The following is a 13,881-nucleotide window of genomic DNA, read 5'->3' on the forward strand; positions in this document are numbered from 1 at the left end:
GGATTCAAAAATATCACATGTTTGCTTAACGAATTCCCAGTCTGCCTGAAGATCAAATCCCCATACGTAAGTAAAAATAAGTCCATACTGGTTGCTGTTTGCGAACGATTCAAAAAGCTCTCTTCTTACGATACTAGATAATCTCCATGTTTCACTACTAAAACCAAAGAAGGGATGAAACAGTTCGATCGACATGTGATTGTGAAACAATTTTAATTCGGTCATTTTCGTTAATTCATGACCAACCGTCATCTTGCCGACGGCCTGAGGGCCAAATAACAATATGAACTTAATAGAAATCACTCCTGTTCTTAAGATCTTGCGCCAATTTCTTATAACGTTGTTGTGTTCCCGAACCCTCACCGCCCTAAGGCGCTTGCGCCGGGTCCGACGGACTTGGGCGGTGAAGGGGTGTCTGCCTGATTCTTCTTCGCGAATTGCCTCGGGCAGACCAAGGAGCGTAAGCTCCGCAGCGGGAACACGATGTTATAAGATGTCGACGGCTTCTTCGACTATACTTTCAAATTCTTCTTATTACTGACTATGATTTATTAAATGAGCAATTTCTTTAACTCTCTCCATTGTAATTCCTTCTCTTTGTTCAACCGCAAGTGGATGATTCGTTTGTTCTAATTTTATTAACGGAACAGCACCAACTTCTTGCGTATGTACCATTGTCTTTAACGATAATGTAGTTAATGGATATATTGAAAGTTCAGTCGATAGCCATCCAAAATAAGGTTTTTCATTTTCCCTTCCATCAACGTGCAATAATTCATTAGATTTCAAAAAGTTTTCTTCACTAAGAGTAACCCAAACACTCCATATAAATTTCTCTTTATTATCAATTATTGGTATTTCAATATGTCCTCTAATAAAAAAATGTTGTTCATCAATTACACAAAAATCTCTAATTAATTCTGTTCTTTTCTCCTCTGGTACAGTATAAAAATAATATGGTGCTTCAATTCCATAACATAAAGGAAGTTCATTTAATTCGTTGTTACAGTGAGGGCATTTCATGTTTTCTGCTCCTTATCATTTTCGCCGATTTCTTATAACGTTTTGTATTCACGAACCCTCACTGGCTTAAGCGGGAAGCGCGGGTCCGACGGACTTAGCCAGTGCAGGGTTGTCGCCAGATTCTACTTCTTCGAAATCCCTCCTGGCGACCGAGGGCGGCATCCCGATGCGTGAATATGGTGTTAGCCGAAGGAAGTTCTGGAAGCAGCCATTGTATTTAAGGCGTTCTCAAAATAGCTATATACTTCATCTGCAATTCCCAGAAACTCTTCAACAAGTACATTACTATCCAAGTAACAAGCATACAGATAATCAACTAAAGCGGAGTCAATCTCGCAATAGTTTAATATGGCATTCTTCATCTTAATAATGTCATCTTGCCATACACCTGTATCTTCTAACACCAAAGAGTATAATGCACGAATTAATCTCTTAGAGTAACCTTTAATATATCTAGTTTTCATTGTGTTATCACTAGCATTAGAAAGTAAACTATGTATACGATCGACTTCCTCCTTGGTCTCTGTATTTAAGTCTGAAATGAACTCTGGAGAAATAATTATCGGTGGTACTTTTTCACCAACGTCATGACCATATATGCAAACACAAATTATCTTAACCCAAAAACCCCACTCATTCGGTTTACTTATTACATCGTCAATCGAGCAAATTATCGTATCAATCTTAGTTACTACTGGATATTCTTCCAAAAGCCTGTCTTTAATATTTGACAATCTTTCGTAATCAATATCTTTGGGATTTACACATACAATAGTAAAGTCTGCATCTGACTTAAAAGGTTTAGCAGTTCCTTTTGGAATCGAGCCACACATATAAATGCTATGAATCTTACCTTTAAATTCGGTAAGTATATTATCTATATACTTATCAACAAAATCCTTATATTCACTTTGTATTACAATTTTATTTATAACTTTTTCTAATATCATATAGACTCCTCCTAAACTAAGAACTTCTTTCGGCTAACGTTGTTGTATTCACGACGTCCCACCGACTTAAGCGACCAACGGGAGCGGCCGCGATGCGGTTAGTCGGTGCGGATGTGTCCGGCTGAATCATCTTCTTCGCTACTGCCAATTGCTTCTCCGAAACCTCTTCTAACTCCGGCCGGACCGAGGGGCGACGGAGTCGACCCGACTCGTGAATATGGTGTTATAGGAAGTCAGTGCCATCCATGAAACATCTCACGATTCAGTTCGTTTCCAATCGTCAGGCACAAGTAACCAAAGTGCTGGCACAACACATTTATTCTCTTCGATGTATTCTGTTGGTGTATACCTAAAAGGTTCTTTAAGTATCTCTCGGATCCTAATAGTAGTAAGTTCATTAATTCTCGCAATTAGTTGCTTGTCGTATGCATCCAAGATAGGTTCTTCAATTTCTTTATCTACATCATACATATCATTCTGTAATTCGCTAAACCAACCATCATAATAATCTGAGGTAGGGCCTCCCATTCCATGCGGACACCCAAGATTCTGATTTGGATCTACATAACACCACCAAGACACATCTGAAATTAGAATACCAATAGAAGAAAGATCAGATACGAATTGATCTAAATTATTAATCATTAGAATACAGTCAATATATCCATATCCTACAGGCTGAACTCTATGTTTTTGTAATAAATGTTCAATCTGATTCTGAAATTCATCCTTATTTGAATTTAGAAGATCATAATACTTCATCGATATCACTACCTCACTAATGATTTTCGCTGATTTCCTATAACGTTGTTGTATTCACGACGCCCATTCCCCTTAGATAGCTCTTATCTTAGGGGAATGGGTGTGTCCGGCTGATCCACTTCCCCGAAGATTCATCTGCCGGACCGAGGGCCGAATGGCCCGATGCGTGAATATGGTGTTAGGCGATGCCGCGTTGAATTGCTTACAACCTGTTAATTCGTGATTTTCAATTCATATTTAATTTGTGTTTTACTTTGCCCTTCTATTGTTTCGTTCTTTTCTTCTGCTGCTTTAAATCCACTCTTCTCATAAAAAGTTCTTCCTATATGATTCTCTTTCGCTACCCAAGCAAACAGTTTCTTTATTGGCTTTAAAACTTGAATATATTCATCAACGAAGGCTTTCCCTATTCCCATCTTGTGGTATTCAGGTCGGACATAGATTCTCAGTAATTCATATTCTTCATCATTCACTCGACTAGTTTGAGCATATCCAACGACTTCATTATTAAATTCAGCAATCAGAAAATTCCGTTTGGGACTTTTAAGATCTCTCTCTACAGATCGACTTAAATTCTCAGTAGAATAGGCTCTACTGAGAAAATTATGAATGAAATCTTTAGTATAAATGCCTTCATAAGTGAAAATCCATGTTTCATGAGCTATTGATTGAATGTGTGGGATATCCTCACCTGAAACAAATCTAATTGTAATCATTTGGTTATCCTTCTTTCGTTAATAGTATTTGCTCTTCAGCAGTTTCGCCTAACGTTGTTGTATTCACGAATCCGAGAACCTTAAGCCCAAAAGGGGCGGCCGCGACGCGGTTAGGTTCGCAGGGTTGTCCGCCTGATACACTTCTCGAAATGCTTCGGGCGGACCAAGGGCCATAAGGCACGTAGCGTGAATACGGTGTTAGGCGAAGTTCAATTCTTCTTTGAAACGCTCCAATATATTTCGGTATCTTCTTGGCAATAAAATCCTTCAAGATTTGCCATACCAATAATCTTTTCAATTGTTTCTTTAGTTGAACAAAGTAAAGAAAAGTGGCTATCCCAATGTGTAGTAATTAGAATTGATTTATCAGGAGTAAACAAATTATGTCTAAAAAGATTATCGTTATAAATTATGTCATCTATGTACTCCAGTCTTCTTTCAGTACAAAATTCATCTCCTACCCATAACCAGTTATATCCAATCGATTGTATTGCTTTTAGAATTCTATCAATTATAATTTGAGGTAACATACCCTCAGTTGGTTCAATTAATTTGAATTTATCACACGTAGCATCTATTAAATTAGCAATATTGTTATTTGATAAATGCTGTTTTAACCCTAAAATTCTAGTCCTCAACCCAATATCTAATTCGTCGAAACTACTGATAGAAGAAAGTTCAAGAAACTCTGACCAACTCACTGGTTCACAGTGTTTTACAATTCTAATTTTGTCTGGATAAGTAGATGGTTTAAACACTGAAATGTCTATAGAAATCGGTTTAATAAAAGGATGAAAAAAAATAAATACTTCATCAAAATATCCACGATAATATTCTTTAATAGAAGCATCATCTATTGCACAGACCGCGTACATTTCAGGTTCAGGTAATACTCGTGCTTCTTCGCTCATTGATTTCTCACATTCTTTCAATTAATTGAATTTCGCCTAACGTTTGTGCATTCACGAAATGACCCAGCTTAGATAGCTCTTATCTTAGGCTGGGTCATTTGTTGTCTGTGCTTCTTCCATGATTATACATCCTGACAACCAAAGGGCGATAGCCCTGAAGCTTGAATGCTATGTTATACGCAGTTACTGACCTCTTCGACATTCTTACAAATTCCTTTAATCCCGCAGGCGCATCATAGAAGTAGCATCGTAAACAGTTTTTTTTGCGCCGCATGCATCTTTGTATATTCACCGGGTTCCTGAACTAATCGTCCAAGTTAATTCATTTCAAAACCAATCCCAGTAATTGCGTATAACGTTGTTGTGTTCACGACGTCCCACCGACTTAAGGCACCGAAGGTGCCGGGCGCGATGCGCTTAGTCGGTGCGGTTGTGTCCGGCCAATGCTTCCCTGAAACCCCTATGCCGGACCGAGGGGGCTTGTCCACCAATGCGTGAATACGTTGTTAGACGAAGTTCTCTCTCCTTGATCTACTTCCAAATCTCTGATCTTGAACCTCGTCATATTCTTGTTTTATTCTTCTAATCTCACAATAATAGTTTTTCCAAAGAAAGTTTATTTGTTCCCTCTCCTTATATTGGAATTATAATCCAAAGCGATCTGTCCCCGCAGTTTAAATATTCGCAAAGAAAAAGTCGCGACTCCGAAGTGAATTCATACCTCCGACTAACTCGCGACTACTTTGTTTATAATTTATTAAATTAGGATCTTGATTACTATCAATAGAAAGTCGCCTCATTCTAAAGTCGGCATCCTTATTCTATCGTTTCTCGTTAGCTCAATGACCTTAGTCATTTAGAATTAATCTATTGGATCAATTTTTACAGAATGAGAATTTTACATATTCTAACTCAGGAAGACAAGATAGTCGGCAAGTTTATCGAAAGTCCCCTCAAGATCTTGTTGGAGCTTTGGAGCCATAACGGTGTATGATTCTTGTTCCTCAGCGGAAGCATTCATAGGGTAACCTTTCAGTTTTAAAACCGTTTTACCTTTGCTATCTTCAAACGTTATGATATTTAAAATTTCAAGAGGCCAGCTCGTGCTAAATGGCGCTCGGATCGTATTGCCTTGCTCATCGGAAAAGGATTGGATATAAGTAACTTTCTCAGGGTCGACAACCTCTTGGTACTCAAATTTTCTCCACATAACCAGATTTCCGTCAGGAGACGTCTGAAAACCTAACAATGCACCACCTGATTGAGCGTCCATTTTAACGACTTCGAGGGTGAACCCCTTTGGTCCCCACCATTTCGCGAAATGCTCAAGCTCTGTCCATGCTTTAAATACGAGTTCGCGAGGGGCATTGAATACACGCGTAATTTCAAACGATTGATTCAGATTATTTCCCATGAAAATCCTCCTCCTTTATTTCACAGTTCAAAGATACTAGTATCTGTTTAATATCTTTGCCTTTAGAACTTATAGATGCACTAACAGAGAATTTCGTCTAACGAAAATGTGTTCACGACGTCCAACTCCCTTAAGCCCGAAGGGCGGCCGCGATGCGGTTAGGGAGTTGGATGTGTCCGGCTGATTCCGCTTCTCTGCTTCTGCCAATTACTTCTCCGAACTCACATCTAACTCCTGCCGGACCGAGGGCCGAATGGTCCAAAGCGTGAACATGGTGTTATCTGATGCACCACGCATCCTCGAATTACTTACATGCTACTGATGTTGAAACGATTTCCATCTAAATCATAGAAATGAAAGCTAACCATTCCTCTTATCAAAAATCCTCCGACCTCTGATGTTTCTATGCCACAATCCAATAAATACTGATGGTACTTAAAAAAATCTTCTCTATTCTTAATCCAACATATTGGCTGTACCTGGCCATCCACTTTTCCTTTATAAGCTTCATCTGACAATTGTTCTACAATCCAGAGTGAATCTTCTTCTTGATGATTCAACCTTAACTTCATTAGTACATAACCATGATTTATTTCATCCCTAACTAATGACATTCCCATATATTGTTTGTACCACTCAATTGAATCTTGAAGATTACTTACTCCTACTCTTACCCAAGAAGGTAATAATCCATCATTCCTGAGTGACAAGTCCTCTTGTAGAGTAATCCTAATGCCCTCAGTTGTAGCCCAAAAATCAAAATATCTAGTTCTTCCAGGCCCGTCGTATATTGGAGATACCCTTATTCCATCTTCCATCAATTTACTATGTTGCTTTTGTAATTCACTTACTCGAAAGCATAAACGAATATTTGATTCAACTGTACCTCTTTCAGCAAAATGATGGGGCAATCGCGAATTAGTTATGTATGAAACTAACCATGTACCCCAATTTGTATTTGTCATTCTTCCTTGCAAACATCTGGGATCAACTTTCCAGCCTTCTTGTCGTTGAATATTCCATGCAAAATATTTCTCAAACCATTTCATAACATTGTCATGGTTATCCCACAGAACATCAATAAACTGACCATCAAAATATAAAGTCGGTACTGAGAATTGGTTTGACATAGTTTTCCTCCTGGATTTACTTTCAAATTGTATTTCTTTCGTGGTGTTTCAGATAACGTTTGGGTATCTACGAATCCTTTCCACCTTAAAGGAGCAAAGCGACTGGCCGCAACGCGGTTAGGTGGTGCAGGGTTGTCTGCTGAATCCGCATCCTAGAAATCCCTCTTGTAGACCAAGGCCGATAGGCCGTAGCGTAGATACGATGTTATCTGATGGAGTCGGCTTCTTCGATTTATCTAGAATATCTATTCGACCTCATGATAAGCATGCAGAGGATTTCTACTTTTATATTTTGTAGCTAAATATTGGGTCACCACAATCCTCTACTTCTCCGGTTTCTTGAAAACCACAACTCTTATAAATTGAGTTCGCTACAATATTATGTGAGACATGAGATACTCTAATTTCTTTGCAATCGTTTCTATTCTTAAGTTTAGTAATGACTTGCTGTATAGTTGATTTCCCATAGCCCTTACCTTGAAATCTCTCATCAATCATAAATCTAAGTATCCAATAATACCCATCAGAATATATTTCATTATCAAACAGGATGAAGCCTACCATTGAATCTTCTGCGTATATTCCATATGGCTTTGAAGTAATTTCTTTGGTTGCATGTATTAGTGAATCTGCATTAGATGCTACTAAACTTAATTGGTCTTCTCGTGGTTTAAGACTAATACATTCTATTTCGTTTTCTTTGCTAATTGGTATTAGAGCTACACTAGTTTGAGACATGTTCTTCCTCCGTTTTTCAATTTACTTACCGATTCTTTCAGCTAACGTTCCCGTATCCACGACGTCCCACCGACTTAAGGCTGCGCAAGCAGCCGGCCGCGATGCGGTTAGTCGGTGCGGATGTGTCCTTCCCTGCCAATCACCTTCGGGCGGACCGAGGGCCGTCAGGCCCGAAGCGTGGATATGATGTTATCTGATGCCGATGTCTTCTTGAGAAACATTCAATATTCTTATTTATTCGTTGAACTTCTTTAATTATTGGTTCTGAAACTGATACAACATCCACGACATGGTTAAGACATGTGATGCCATAATGCTTAAATGGCCCTGGGTAATCCTCCGAAGCAAATGTACTTACTTTGATAAAGTCTAAATATCTTGAATTAATGTATATTCTAAAAATTTTCCCTTCAAATTCTTCATATTCATCCCATGAAGTGAAACTTTCATTACGATTTGAATATCCAACGTAAGTTTCAAAGTCAATTTGTATTAGCGGTAATGATTCATCTATGTTAATTGAATAACTATCTTTAATTTCAGTTTCTCCAATGGTTATCGTTTCAGGAGTTTGACTAGTGACACTTCGACTGAAGAGTAATCTAAGAGAGTTCTCCTTAGGTTCGTAAATCTGTTCAAAGTAAATATCCTTCAAATTAAACAAATCCGAAAAATTCAATTGGTTCACTTCCTATATTATTCTATAACGTGCTTACATCGGTTTCAGATAACGTGCTTGTATTCACGAACCCGAGAGGCTTAAGGCCCGTAAGGGCCGGGTGGCTCTGCCACTTAGCCTATCAGGGTTGTCAGCTGATTCCACTTCCTCGAAATGCCTCTTGCAGACCAAGGGCCGAATGGCCCGCCGCGCGAATACGGTGTTAGGCGGAGTTATTCCACTTCTTCGAAAAATTCCTCATAATCTATCTCAATGAATCCCAGTAAATTACCATTATCAATAATATCAATTTGTAAATCATGCAATTTACTTGACAGTACTCTAAGTAATATATCAATTGTATTAGAGTAGACCTTTAATATTTCATACGTTATTTCATGCTGTTTTCCTTCATGCACTATTTCATTCCTTAAATTAGTAATTTCTATTAAAACCTTTATCAAACTTTCTTCAATAACCAATCCAGTAACATCCTTTATCCTTCTAATAACATTCATAATTCTACCTGAATTACAATAAGACGATGCCCTTGTTGCAATTTCATTAATATATTCTTCCTTAGAATTGTACTTAAGAAAATCACTAAATGAAAATCCAAGACACTCTTGATCTCTTAATGAAAGCATTCGGTTCGGTTCCTTAATGAAAATGCAGCAGAAAAAATCATCAATAGCAGATTCAACAATTGTTGTCATATAAACGATTAATTGATTGTTCATTATATCAATTGCATTAAAGATGTCACTTTTTGTGTTATGATACCAAACATTTTTTCTCTCACCTTGTAGTTCTACAACCTGCCCTTTTTCATTCACAAATTCAAAACTATCAATATGTAATTTTAAGGCATTTTGATCATTTATGTAATCAATTAGTGTTTTGTAATTAAATACCGAAAAGAAATTCATTGAAAAGTACTGTTCATAATTAAATGATTTCATTTTGTATTTTCCTTTCTGGAATAATTTCGCCTAACTTCTAATCTACGAACTCATCTATCAACCCTATTGGGATAGATAAACGAGTTCGTCTTAATCACTTCTGTAGAGTGATAGGCGAAGCTATTTGTCTCCATCATATTATTTTGCACTATTAATCCCTATCACTTTCCATGCCCAGCCGATCCAAAGGACTCTGTATTCGACGGATGTCTTTGACGCTGATGTGGGTGTAGATCTCAGTTGTTTTGGAGCTTGCGTGTCCTAGTAGATCTTGAATGTAGCGTAAATCTGTACCGTTCTCTAACAAGTGAGTGGCAAAGGAATGCCGTAATGTGTGAACTGTGGCTGGCTTAGATATACCCGCTCTACGAACAGCTCTCTCAAAGACTTGTTGGAGAGAACGTTCTGTGAGGTGATGATCCAGGCCTTAGCCTCCAGGGAACAGATATTTCACTATCGGCTGAGTTTCCATATAGTTTTGCAGCATTGAATAGGCTGCGGTGGAGAGGACCGTGAATCGATCTTTGCCTCCTTTACCCTGCCGAATATGAATGGTTTTACGATCAGGGTCAATGTCCTGCTTGGTTAGGCGAACGGCTTCACCGATTCGAAGTCCAGAGGAATAGATCAGAGCAATCAATGTTCGATGTTTTACATGTTGTACAGCACTTAGCAATCTAGCTACCTCATCTGCTGATAGGACTACGGGTAGCTTCTTTTGTCGCTTGGGTCTAATCCATTGCTTCACATCACATCGTCCAAGCACCGTAACATGCCAGAAACGCAAGGCACTCACCGCTTGATTCACATAAGGGGAGGATCGTGACTCCTCATACAAATTCAACAAATACGCGCGAGTATGTTGGAATCCAGCATCTTTTAACGGAATCGGTAGTGTCCTCAAATATCGTTCAGCATGGCCAATATATGCCTGTTGCGTCTTGATGCTATAGCCCTTTAACTTCATACTTTCCTTCAACTTATGCAATGCTGCTTGCTCATCCCCAGATTGAAGTTGCATCAACTCTGGATAACGTTCAATCAATTGAGTGCTTTTCACCTCTACAGGTATATCCTTTAACACATGGCACAACTGTTGAATTACTGATTTCTTCCCTGGTATGGTCCAGCATCTTGCTGAAGCATCCCATTTCCGTCCTGGAACACTTCTAATGACTTCTATCCATTTTTCAATATATGGCGTCTCGACAATTACATCACCATTCTCTTCACAATCCAATGTGACATTTTGATTTGATGAATATACATTCGCTACCATCATTCCAATCCCCTTCCAAAATATAGAATACACTCCTACAATTTGCGTCAAAAAAGACAGACTGCCCTTTGAGCAATCTGTCTTCCGGTGCTTCCGCAAGATCCTACATCCCTTGTTTTTGAATTCTGACGCTTTTGCTACTTCATCATCACTTAGATCTGATACTCATCTCTTCAATCTAACCTCTCAAATTAATATCCTTATCTTTCAAGAATGCACCTAAATCGTTCTCGCCCAGGGTATTTCTCACCCAAACTACAGATTTCAAAGCCTATTTGTCTATAAAAATCTACAGCGTCTTGATCCGTCTCTGCTTCCATTCTCTTGATTTCATTCGCTGCGATATACTCATGGATCATTTCTTTGCCAATTCCTTTACCCCAATAAGCTTCATTAACAGCTATATGTAACAAAATAACCTCTATCTCTTCTTCACTTCGCTGAACTCCAATTAATCCAACCAACTCGTTATTTTCTAGCTTACCAAGCAGATTCTTAGAGCTATCTGTACGATAACGCTCAAGCTCTCTTCGTACTCGTTCCTCATCTGGCCACATGCACGTTGCTAACAAATGCCTAACTTCATCTCGGTTCGGATATGTATTAAGATCTATCATCGTTTCCTTCTAATTCCCCGTACTTTCATAGCTTCGAAGTCCCACACGAAATATGCCATACGCACCAAGAGCACTTGCTATTGCTGCCACGGGAGCTAGTATCCACCAGCCATGCCACTCACTTTTATTAAAAATGTAGGTTGCGGGATAAAAGCTGATGAATGCATAGGGAAGGACAGTCGATATGAAAATACGAATTCCTTGATTGAAGAGCGTGATCGGGTACTTCGCCAGATCGGCTAAGCTATGAACCATGAGTGGGAATGCATTTCCCGCATTTTTGACCCAAAATGCTGCAGAATTCCCTGCTAGATTAATGGATACGCGGATAATAATCGCCGTTATCAAGAGTAAAATGATGACTCCTACTTTAGCTAAAGACCATTGCAAATGTCCATGGGCAAGCGATTGCCACACAATAACACCACCGATAAGTAAATTCCCCAGCCCATTCACACCAATTCCGGTACAGAAAACCTGCAGAATAACGGGAACGGGACGAAGTAAATATCGATCCAACTCGCCTTGATTCACCAGTCTTCCCAGTCTCCAGGTACCTTCAAAGAACAAGGATCCGATGCCCTCGGTAAGGAAAATCATCGCATACATAAACGCCACTTCCCAAAAATGCCAGCCATTAATATCTGGAATTCGATTATAGATCACCCATAAGAATATGAAGCCAAGTACCTGAGTTAACGCCGCTGAGCCCATTAATATGTAAAAGTCCTTGTTATATTCTAAAATGGCCTTGAGTTGCTGTGCATACATTCTTTTATACAAATAAAACATCCGTGAAAGCTTCATCTCTTCTTCCCCCCATCTCACCAGACTCACTAAGCTTAAGTATGACAGCTCTGCAATCTGCCGTTCTCATTACCCGCCATGGATGGTCACTTGACGAACTGCCCACTTCCACATCAGTTTGCCCGCGATCCATAAAGCGCCTCCCCAGAAACACTGAACACCGATCATTGTCACGATCTCCAGAGTATCTACCTGCTCTAAAAAAATCACGGTCGGCGTATGAATGATACTTTGGAATGGGAGCACCATAGCTAATTTCTCTAACCACCCAGGGAAGAATACTAGCGGAACTAATGCACCTGATAGCAAATTCGTAATCGCAATTCGAGCCCATACAATACCTAGTGAGCCTGTTGACCAGAAACACAATAATGCTGCCAAATAAACGATACCGAACTTGACCACCATCGCAGCAAATAAACTTAGTACAAACAGCAGCCAGATCAGTGGGGAATGCGGAAGACTTATGCCTGGAATCATCAACATAAAGACAGCGATGATTGTCGCACTCATACCGCCCTCTAACAGACTTGATCCTAGGGTTTCTGCAAACCGTGCACTTTGAAAATCAATGGGCTTTAACAAATCCGCCGCAACACTTCCATCTAGAATCTTGCCGGATATCGCCGTTTCCGAGTACCAGGATAGGACGGAGTTGGCTAGAAAGGTAATGAGCAAATAGGTCTTCATCTGATCCCATGTATATCCCCCAAGTTCAGTTCTCCCACCATAAATCCCTTGCCACAGGAAATAAATAGCCAATAGATTTACAAAGTTGGAAGCCAAGTTAATGATATAAGAGGTGCGATAAGCTAATACTTTTTGTAGCGATCGGTTAGAAATGCTTCTATATTTTTTGAGACTTGCCATAAATGCCGCATCCTCCTACTCTTACATAGTCTGATTCAAGTCTAGGTTCCCTTCATACACAGCTTTGATGACTTGTTCAATATTGGATTCTTCCATGCGAAAATCCTGTACTTCTCCATGTTTCATCACACGACTAACGACTTCACTTGCCGTAAATTGATAGCGATCAAAGGAGATGGAGAACTCCATTTCACTAAGAATATCAAGCCTTAATCCAGAAACAGCAGAAATTTCAGTAAATAATCGAGGATCTGGAGATGTCATTTGGAAAAAAATCCTTCTTTCTTTGGCAAAATGGCGCTTCACTTCCGCAAGACTACCATCGTATATGATACTTCCGTGATCGATAATGATCAGCCGTTGACATAAGTCCTCTATATCGCCGAGATCATGTGTTGTCAGCATCACTGTTGTTCTTTGCTGTTGATTAATTTCTTTAATAAATTCACGGATCTTTTGCTTAACAGAAATATCTAAACCAATCGTTGGCTCATCCAAATATAGAATCGGTGGATTATGTAATAATGAAGCCGCGAGATCTGCACGCATGCGTTGTCCCAAAGAGAGCTTTCTGGCAGATAAATGAATGAATTCATTCATACCAAGGATCTCAACAAATTGATCCAGATTAGCTTTATAGGTGGCTTCGGGTATTTGATAAATATCTTTGAGCAGCGAAAAAGATTCAACAATCGGGATATCCCACCATAGCTGAGTGCGTTGGCCAAAGACAGCTCCAATTTGCTGCGCGTTCTCCATTCTTTTCTTATGTGGATTTATCCCATTCACAGCAATCGTACCGGATGAAGGGACTAGAATTCCCGTTAACATCTTGATTGTCGTCGATTTTCCTGCCCCGTTTGGTCCTACATAAGCTACGGATTCTCCCGCTTCGATCGTGAGGTCAAGTGGCTTCACAGCGACTTTATCTATGTATTTAGGTGCAACTAAATGTTTGACTGCTCCCTTCAGACCAGGCTCTTTCACTGCCTGCCGGAATGACTTAGATAATTGCCGAACTTCAATAATGCTCATGTAAGTTCC

The 13,881-nt window shown here is 39.4% G+C and carries 17 protein-coding genes and 1 pseudogene; all 18 read right to left on the reverse strand.

Going from position 1 to position 13,881, the window contains the following annotated elements; all coding sequences use genetic code 11:
- Nucleotides 1–294, reverse strand: a 294-nt coding sequence (locus IEW05_RS25790) for a P-loop NTPase family protein (RefSeq protein ID WP_229753443.1), incomplete at its 3' end; no start/stop codon positions are given.
- A 240-nt stretch (nt 295–534) separates the two neighbouring features.
- Nucleotides 535–1,023: a DUF2199 domain-containing protein gene (locus IEW05_RS14650; protein ID WP_188539983.1), complete on the reverse strand. Its 489-nt coding sequence runs from the start codon at nt 1,021–1,023 to the stop codon at nt 535–537.
- A 182-nt stretch (nt 1,024–1,205) separates the two neighbouring features.
- Entirely contained in the window at nt 1,206–1,973 is a 768-nt protein-coding gene (locus IEW05_RS14655; RefSeq protein WP_188539985.1) for a nucleotidyltransferase domain-containing protein, read from the reverse strand.
- 16 nt (nt 1,974–1,989) lie between these two features.
- Nucleotides 1,990–2,121, reverse strand: coding sequence for a hypothetical protein (locus IEW05_RS25950; protein WP_268238736.1), 132 nt, complete (start codon nt 2,119–2,121; stop codon nt 1,990–1,992).
- A gap of 107 nt (nt 2,122–2,228) precedes the next feature.
- The gene (locus IEW05_RS14660) at nt 2,229–2,735 is read right to left on the reverse strand and encodes a hypothetical protein (protein ID WP_188539987.1); all 507 of its coding nucleotides are present in this window, start codon (nt 2,733–2,735) and stop codon (nt 2,229–2,231) included.
- A 212-nt stretch (nt 2,736–2,947) separates the two neighbouring features.
- Nucleotides 2,948–3,451: a GNAT family N-acetyltransferase gene (locus IEW05_RS14665; RefSeq protein ID WP_188539989.1), complete on the reverse strand. Its 504-nt coding sequence runs from the start codon at nt 3,449–3,451 to the stop codon at nt 2,948–2,950.
- 4 nt (nt 3,452–3,455) lie between these two features.
- Nucleotides 3,456–3,632, reverse strand: coding sequence for a hypothetical protein (locus IEW05_RS25630; protein ID WP_194434127.1), 177 nt, complete (start codon nt 3,630–3,632; stop codon nt 3,456–3,458).
- A 28-nt stretch (nt 3,633–3,660) separates the two neighbouring features.
- Nucleotides 3,661–4,362, reverse strand: coding sequence for a DUF2711 family protein (locus IEW05_RS14670; protein WP_188539991.1), 702 nt, complete (start codon nt 4,360–4,362; stop codon nt 3,661–3,663).
- Between the two features lie 907 nt (nt 4,363–5,269).
- Nucleotides 5,270–5,776: an SRPBCC domain-containing protein gene (locus IEW05_RS14675; RefSeq protein WP_188539993.1), complete on the reverse strand. Its 507-nt coding sequence runs from the start codon at nt 5,774–5,776 to the stop codon at nt 5,270–5,272.
- 308 nt (nt 5,777–6,084) lie between these two features.
- On the reverse strand, nt 6,085–6,906 hold the full coding sequence (locus IEW05_RS14680) for a VOC family protein (RefSeq protein WP_188539995.1): 822 nt from the start codon (nt 6,904–6,906) through the stop codon (nt 6,085–6,087).
- A 285-nt stretch (nt 6,907–7,191) separates the two neighbouring features.
- On the reverse strand, nt 7,192–7,644 hold the full coding sequence (locus IEW05_RS14685) for a GNAT family N-acetyltransferase (RefSeq protein WP_188539997.1): 453 nt from the start codon (nt 7,642–7,644) through the stop codon (nt 7,192–7,194).
- A gap of 139 nt (nt 7,645–7,783) precedes the next feature.
- The gene (locus tag IEW05_RS14690; RefSeq protein WP_229753383.1) at nt 7,784–8,299 is read right to left on the reverse strand and encodes a hypothetical protein; all 516 of its coding nucleotides are present in this window, start codon (nt 8,297–8,299) and stop codon (nt 7,784–7,786) included.
- Nucleotides 8,300–8,535: 236 nt separating this feature from the next.
- On the reverse strand, nt 8,536–9,264 hold the full coding sequence (locus IEW05_RS14695; RefSeq protein ID WP_188539998.1) for a hypothetical protein: 729 nt from the start codon (nt 9,262–9,264) through the stop codon (nt 8,536–8,538).
- 151 nt (nt 9,265–9,415) lie between these two features.
- Nucleotides 9,416–10,546, reverse strand: a pseudogene (locus IEW05_RS14700) (tyrosine-type recombinase/integrase).
- 197 nt (nt 10,547–10,743) lie between these two features.
- On the reverse strand, nt 10,744–11,160 hold the full coding sequence (locus tag IEW05_RS14705; protein ID WP_188540000.1) for a GNAT family N-acetyltransferase: 417 nt from the start codon (nt 11,158–11,160) through the stop codon (nt 10,744–10,746).
- A 9-nt stretch (nt 11,161–11,169) separates the two neighbouring features.
- Nucleotides 11,170–11,967, reverse strand: coding sequence for an ABC transporter permease (locus IEW05_RS14710; RefSeq protein ID WP_188540002.1), 798 nt, complete (start codon nt 11,965–11,967; stop codon nt 11,170–11,172).
- 69 nt (nt 11,968–12,036) lie between these two features.
- Nucleotides 12,037–12,837, reverse strand: a complete 801-nt coding sequence (locus IEW05_RS14715; RefSeq protein WP_188540004.1) for an ABC transporter permease — start codon at nt 12,835–12,837, stop codon at nt 12,037–12,039.
- Nucleotides 12,838–12,858: 21 nt separating this feature from the next.
- Nucleotides 12,859–13,872, reverse strand: coding sequence for an ABC transporter ATP-binding protein (locus tag IEW05_RS14720; protein WP_188540007.1), 1,014 nt, complete (start codon nt 13,870–13,872; stop codon nt 12,859–12,861).
- Nucleotides 13,873–13,881 lie beyond the last annotated feature (9 nt).

The sequence above is a fragment of the Paenibacillus segetis genome (assembly GCF_014639155.1).
GTDB classification, from domain to species: Bacteria; Bacillota; Bacilli; order Paenibacillales; family Paenibacillaceae; genus Fontibacillus; species Fontibacillus segetis.

Coding starts and splice junctions, on each gene's coding strand:
- IEW05_RS14650 (WP_188539983.1), bottom strand. CDS start 1,023: ATGAAATGCCCTCACTGTAACAACGAATTAAATGAACTTCCTTTATGT.
- IEW05_RS14655 (WP_188539985.1), bottom strand. CDS start 1,973: ATGATATTAGAAAAAGTTATAAATAAAATTGTAATACAAAGTGAATAT.
- IEW05_RS14660 (WP_188539987.1), bottom strand. CDS start 2,735: ATGAAGTATTATGATCTTCTAAATTCAAATAAGGATGAATTTCAGAAT.
- IEW05_RS14665 (WP_188539989.1), bottom strand. CDS start 3,451: ATGATTACAATTAGATTTGTTTCAGGTGAGGATATCCCACACATTCAA.
- IEW05_RS14670 (WP_188539991.1), bottom strand. CDS start 4,362: ATGAGCGAAGAAGCACGAGTATTACCTGAACCTGAAATGTACGCGGTC.
- IEW05_RS14675 (WP_188539993.1), bottom strand. CDS start 5,776: ATGGGAAATAATCTGAATCAATCGTTTGAAATTACGCGTGTATTCAAT.
- IEW05_RS14680 (WP_188539995.1), bottom strand. CDS start 6,906: ATGTCAAACCAATTCTCAGTACCGACTTTATATTTTGATGGTCAGTTT.
- IEW05_RS14685 (WP_188539997.1), bottom strand. CDS start 7,644: ATGTCTCAAACTAGTGTAGCTCTAATACCAATTAGCAAAGAAAACGAA.
- IEW05_RS14695 (WP_188539998.1), bottom strand. CDS start 9,264: ATGAAATCATTTAATTATGAACAGTACTTTTCAATGAATTTCTTTTCG.
- IEW05_RS14705 (WP_188540000.1), bottom strand. CDS start 11,160: ATGATAGATCTTAATACATATCCGAACCGAGATGAAGTTAGGCATTTG.
- IEW05_RS14710 (WP_188540002.1), bottom strand. CDS start 11,967: ATGAAGCTTTCACGGATGTTTTATTTGTATAAAAGAATGTATGCACAG.
- IEW05_RS14715 (WP_188540004.1), bottom strand. CDS start 12,837: ATGGCAAGTCTCAAAAAATATAGAAGCATTTCTAACCGATCGCTACAA.
- IEW05_RS14720 (WP_188540007.1), bottom strand. CDS start 13,872: ATGAGCATTATTGAAGTTCGGCAATTATCTAAGTCATTCCGGCAGGCA.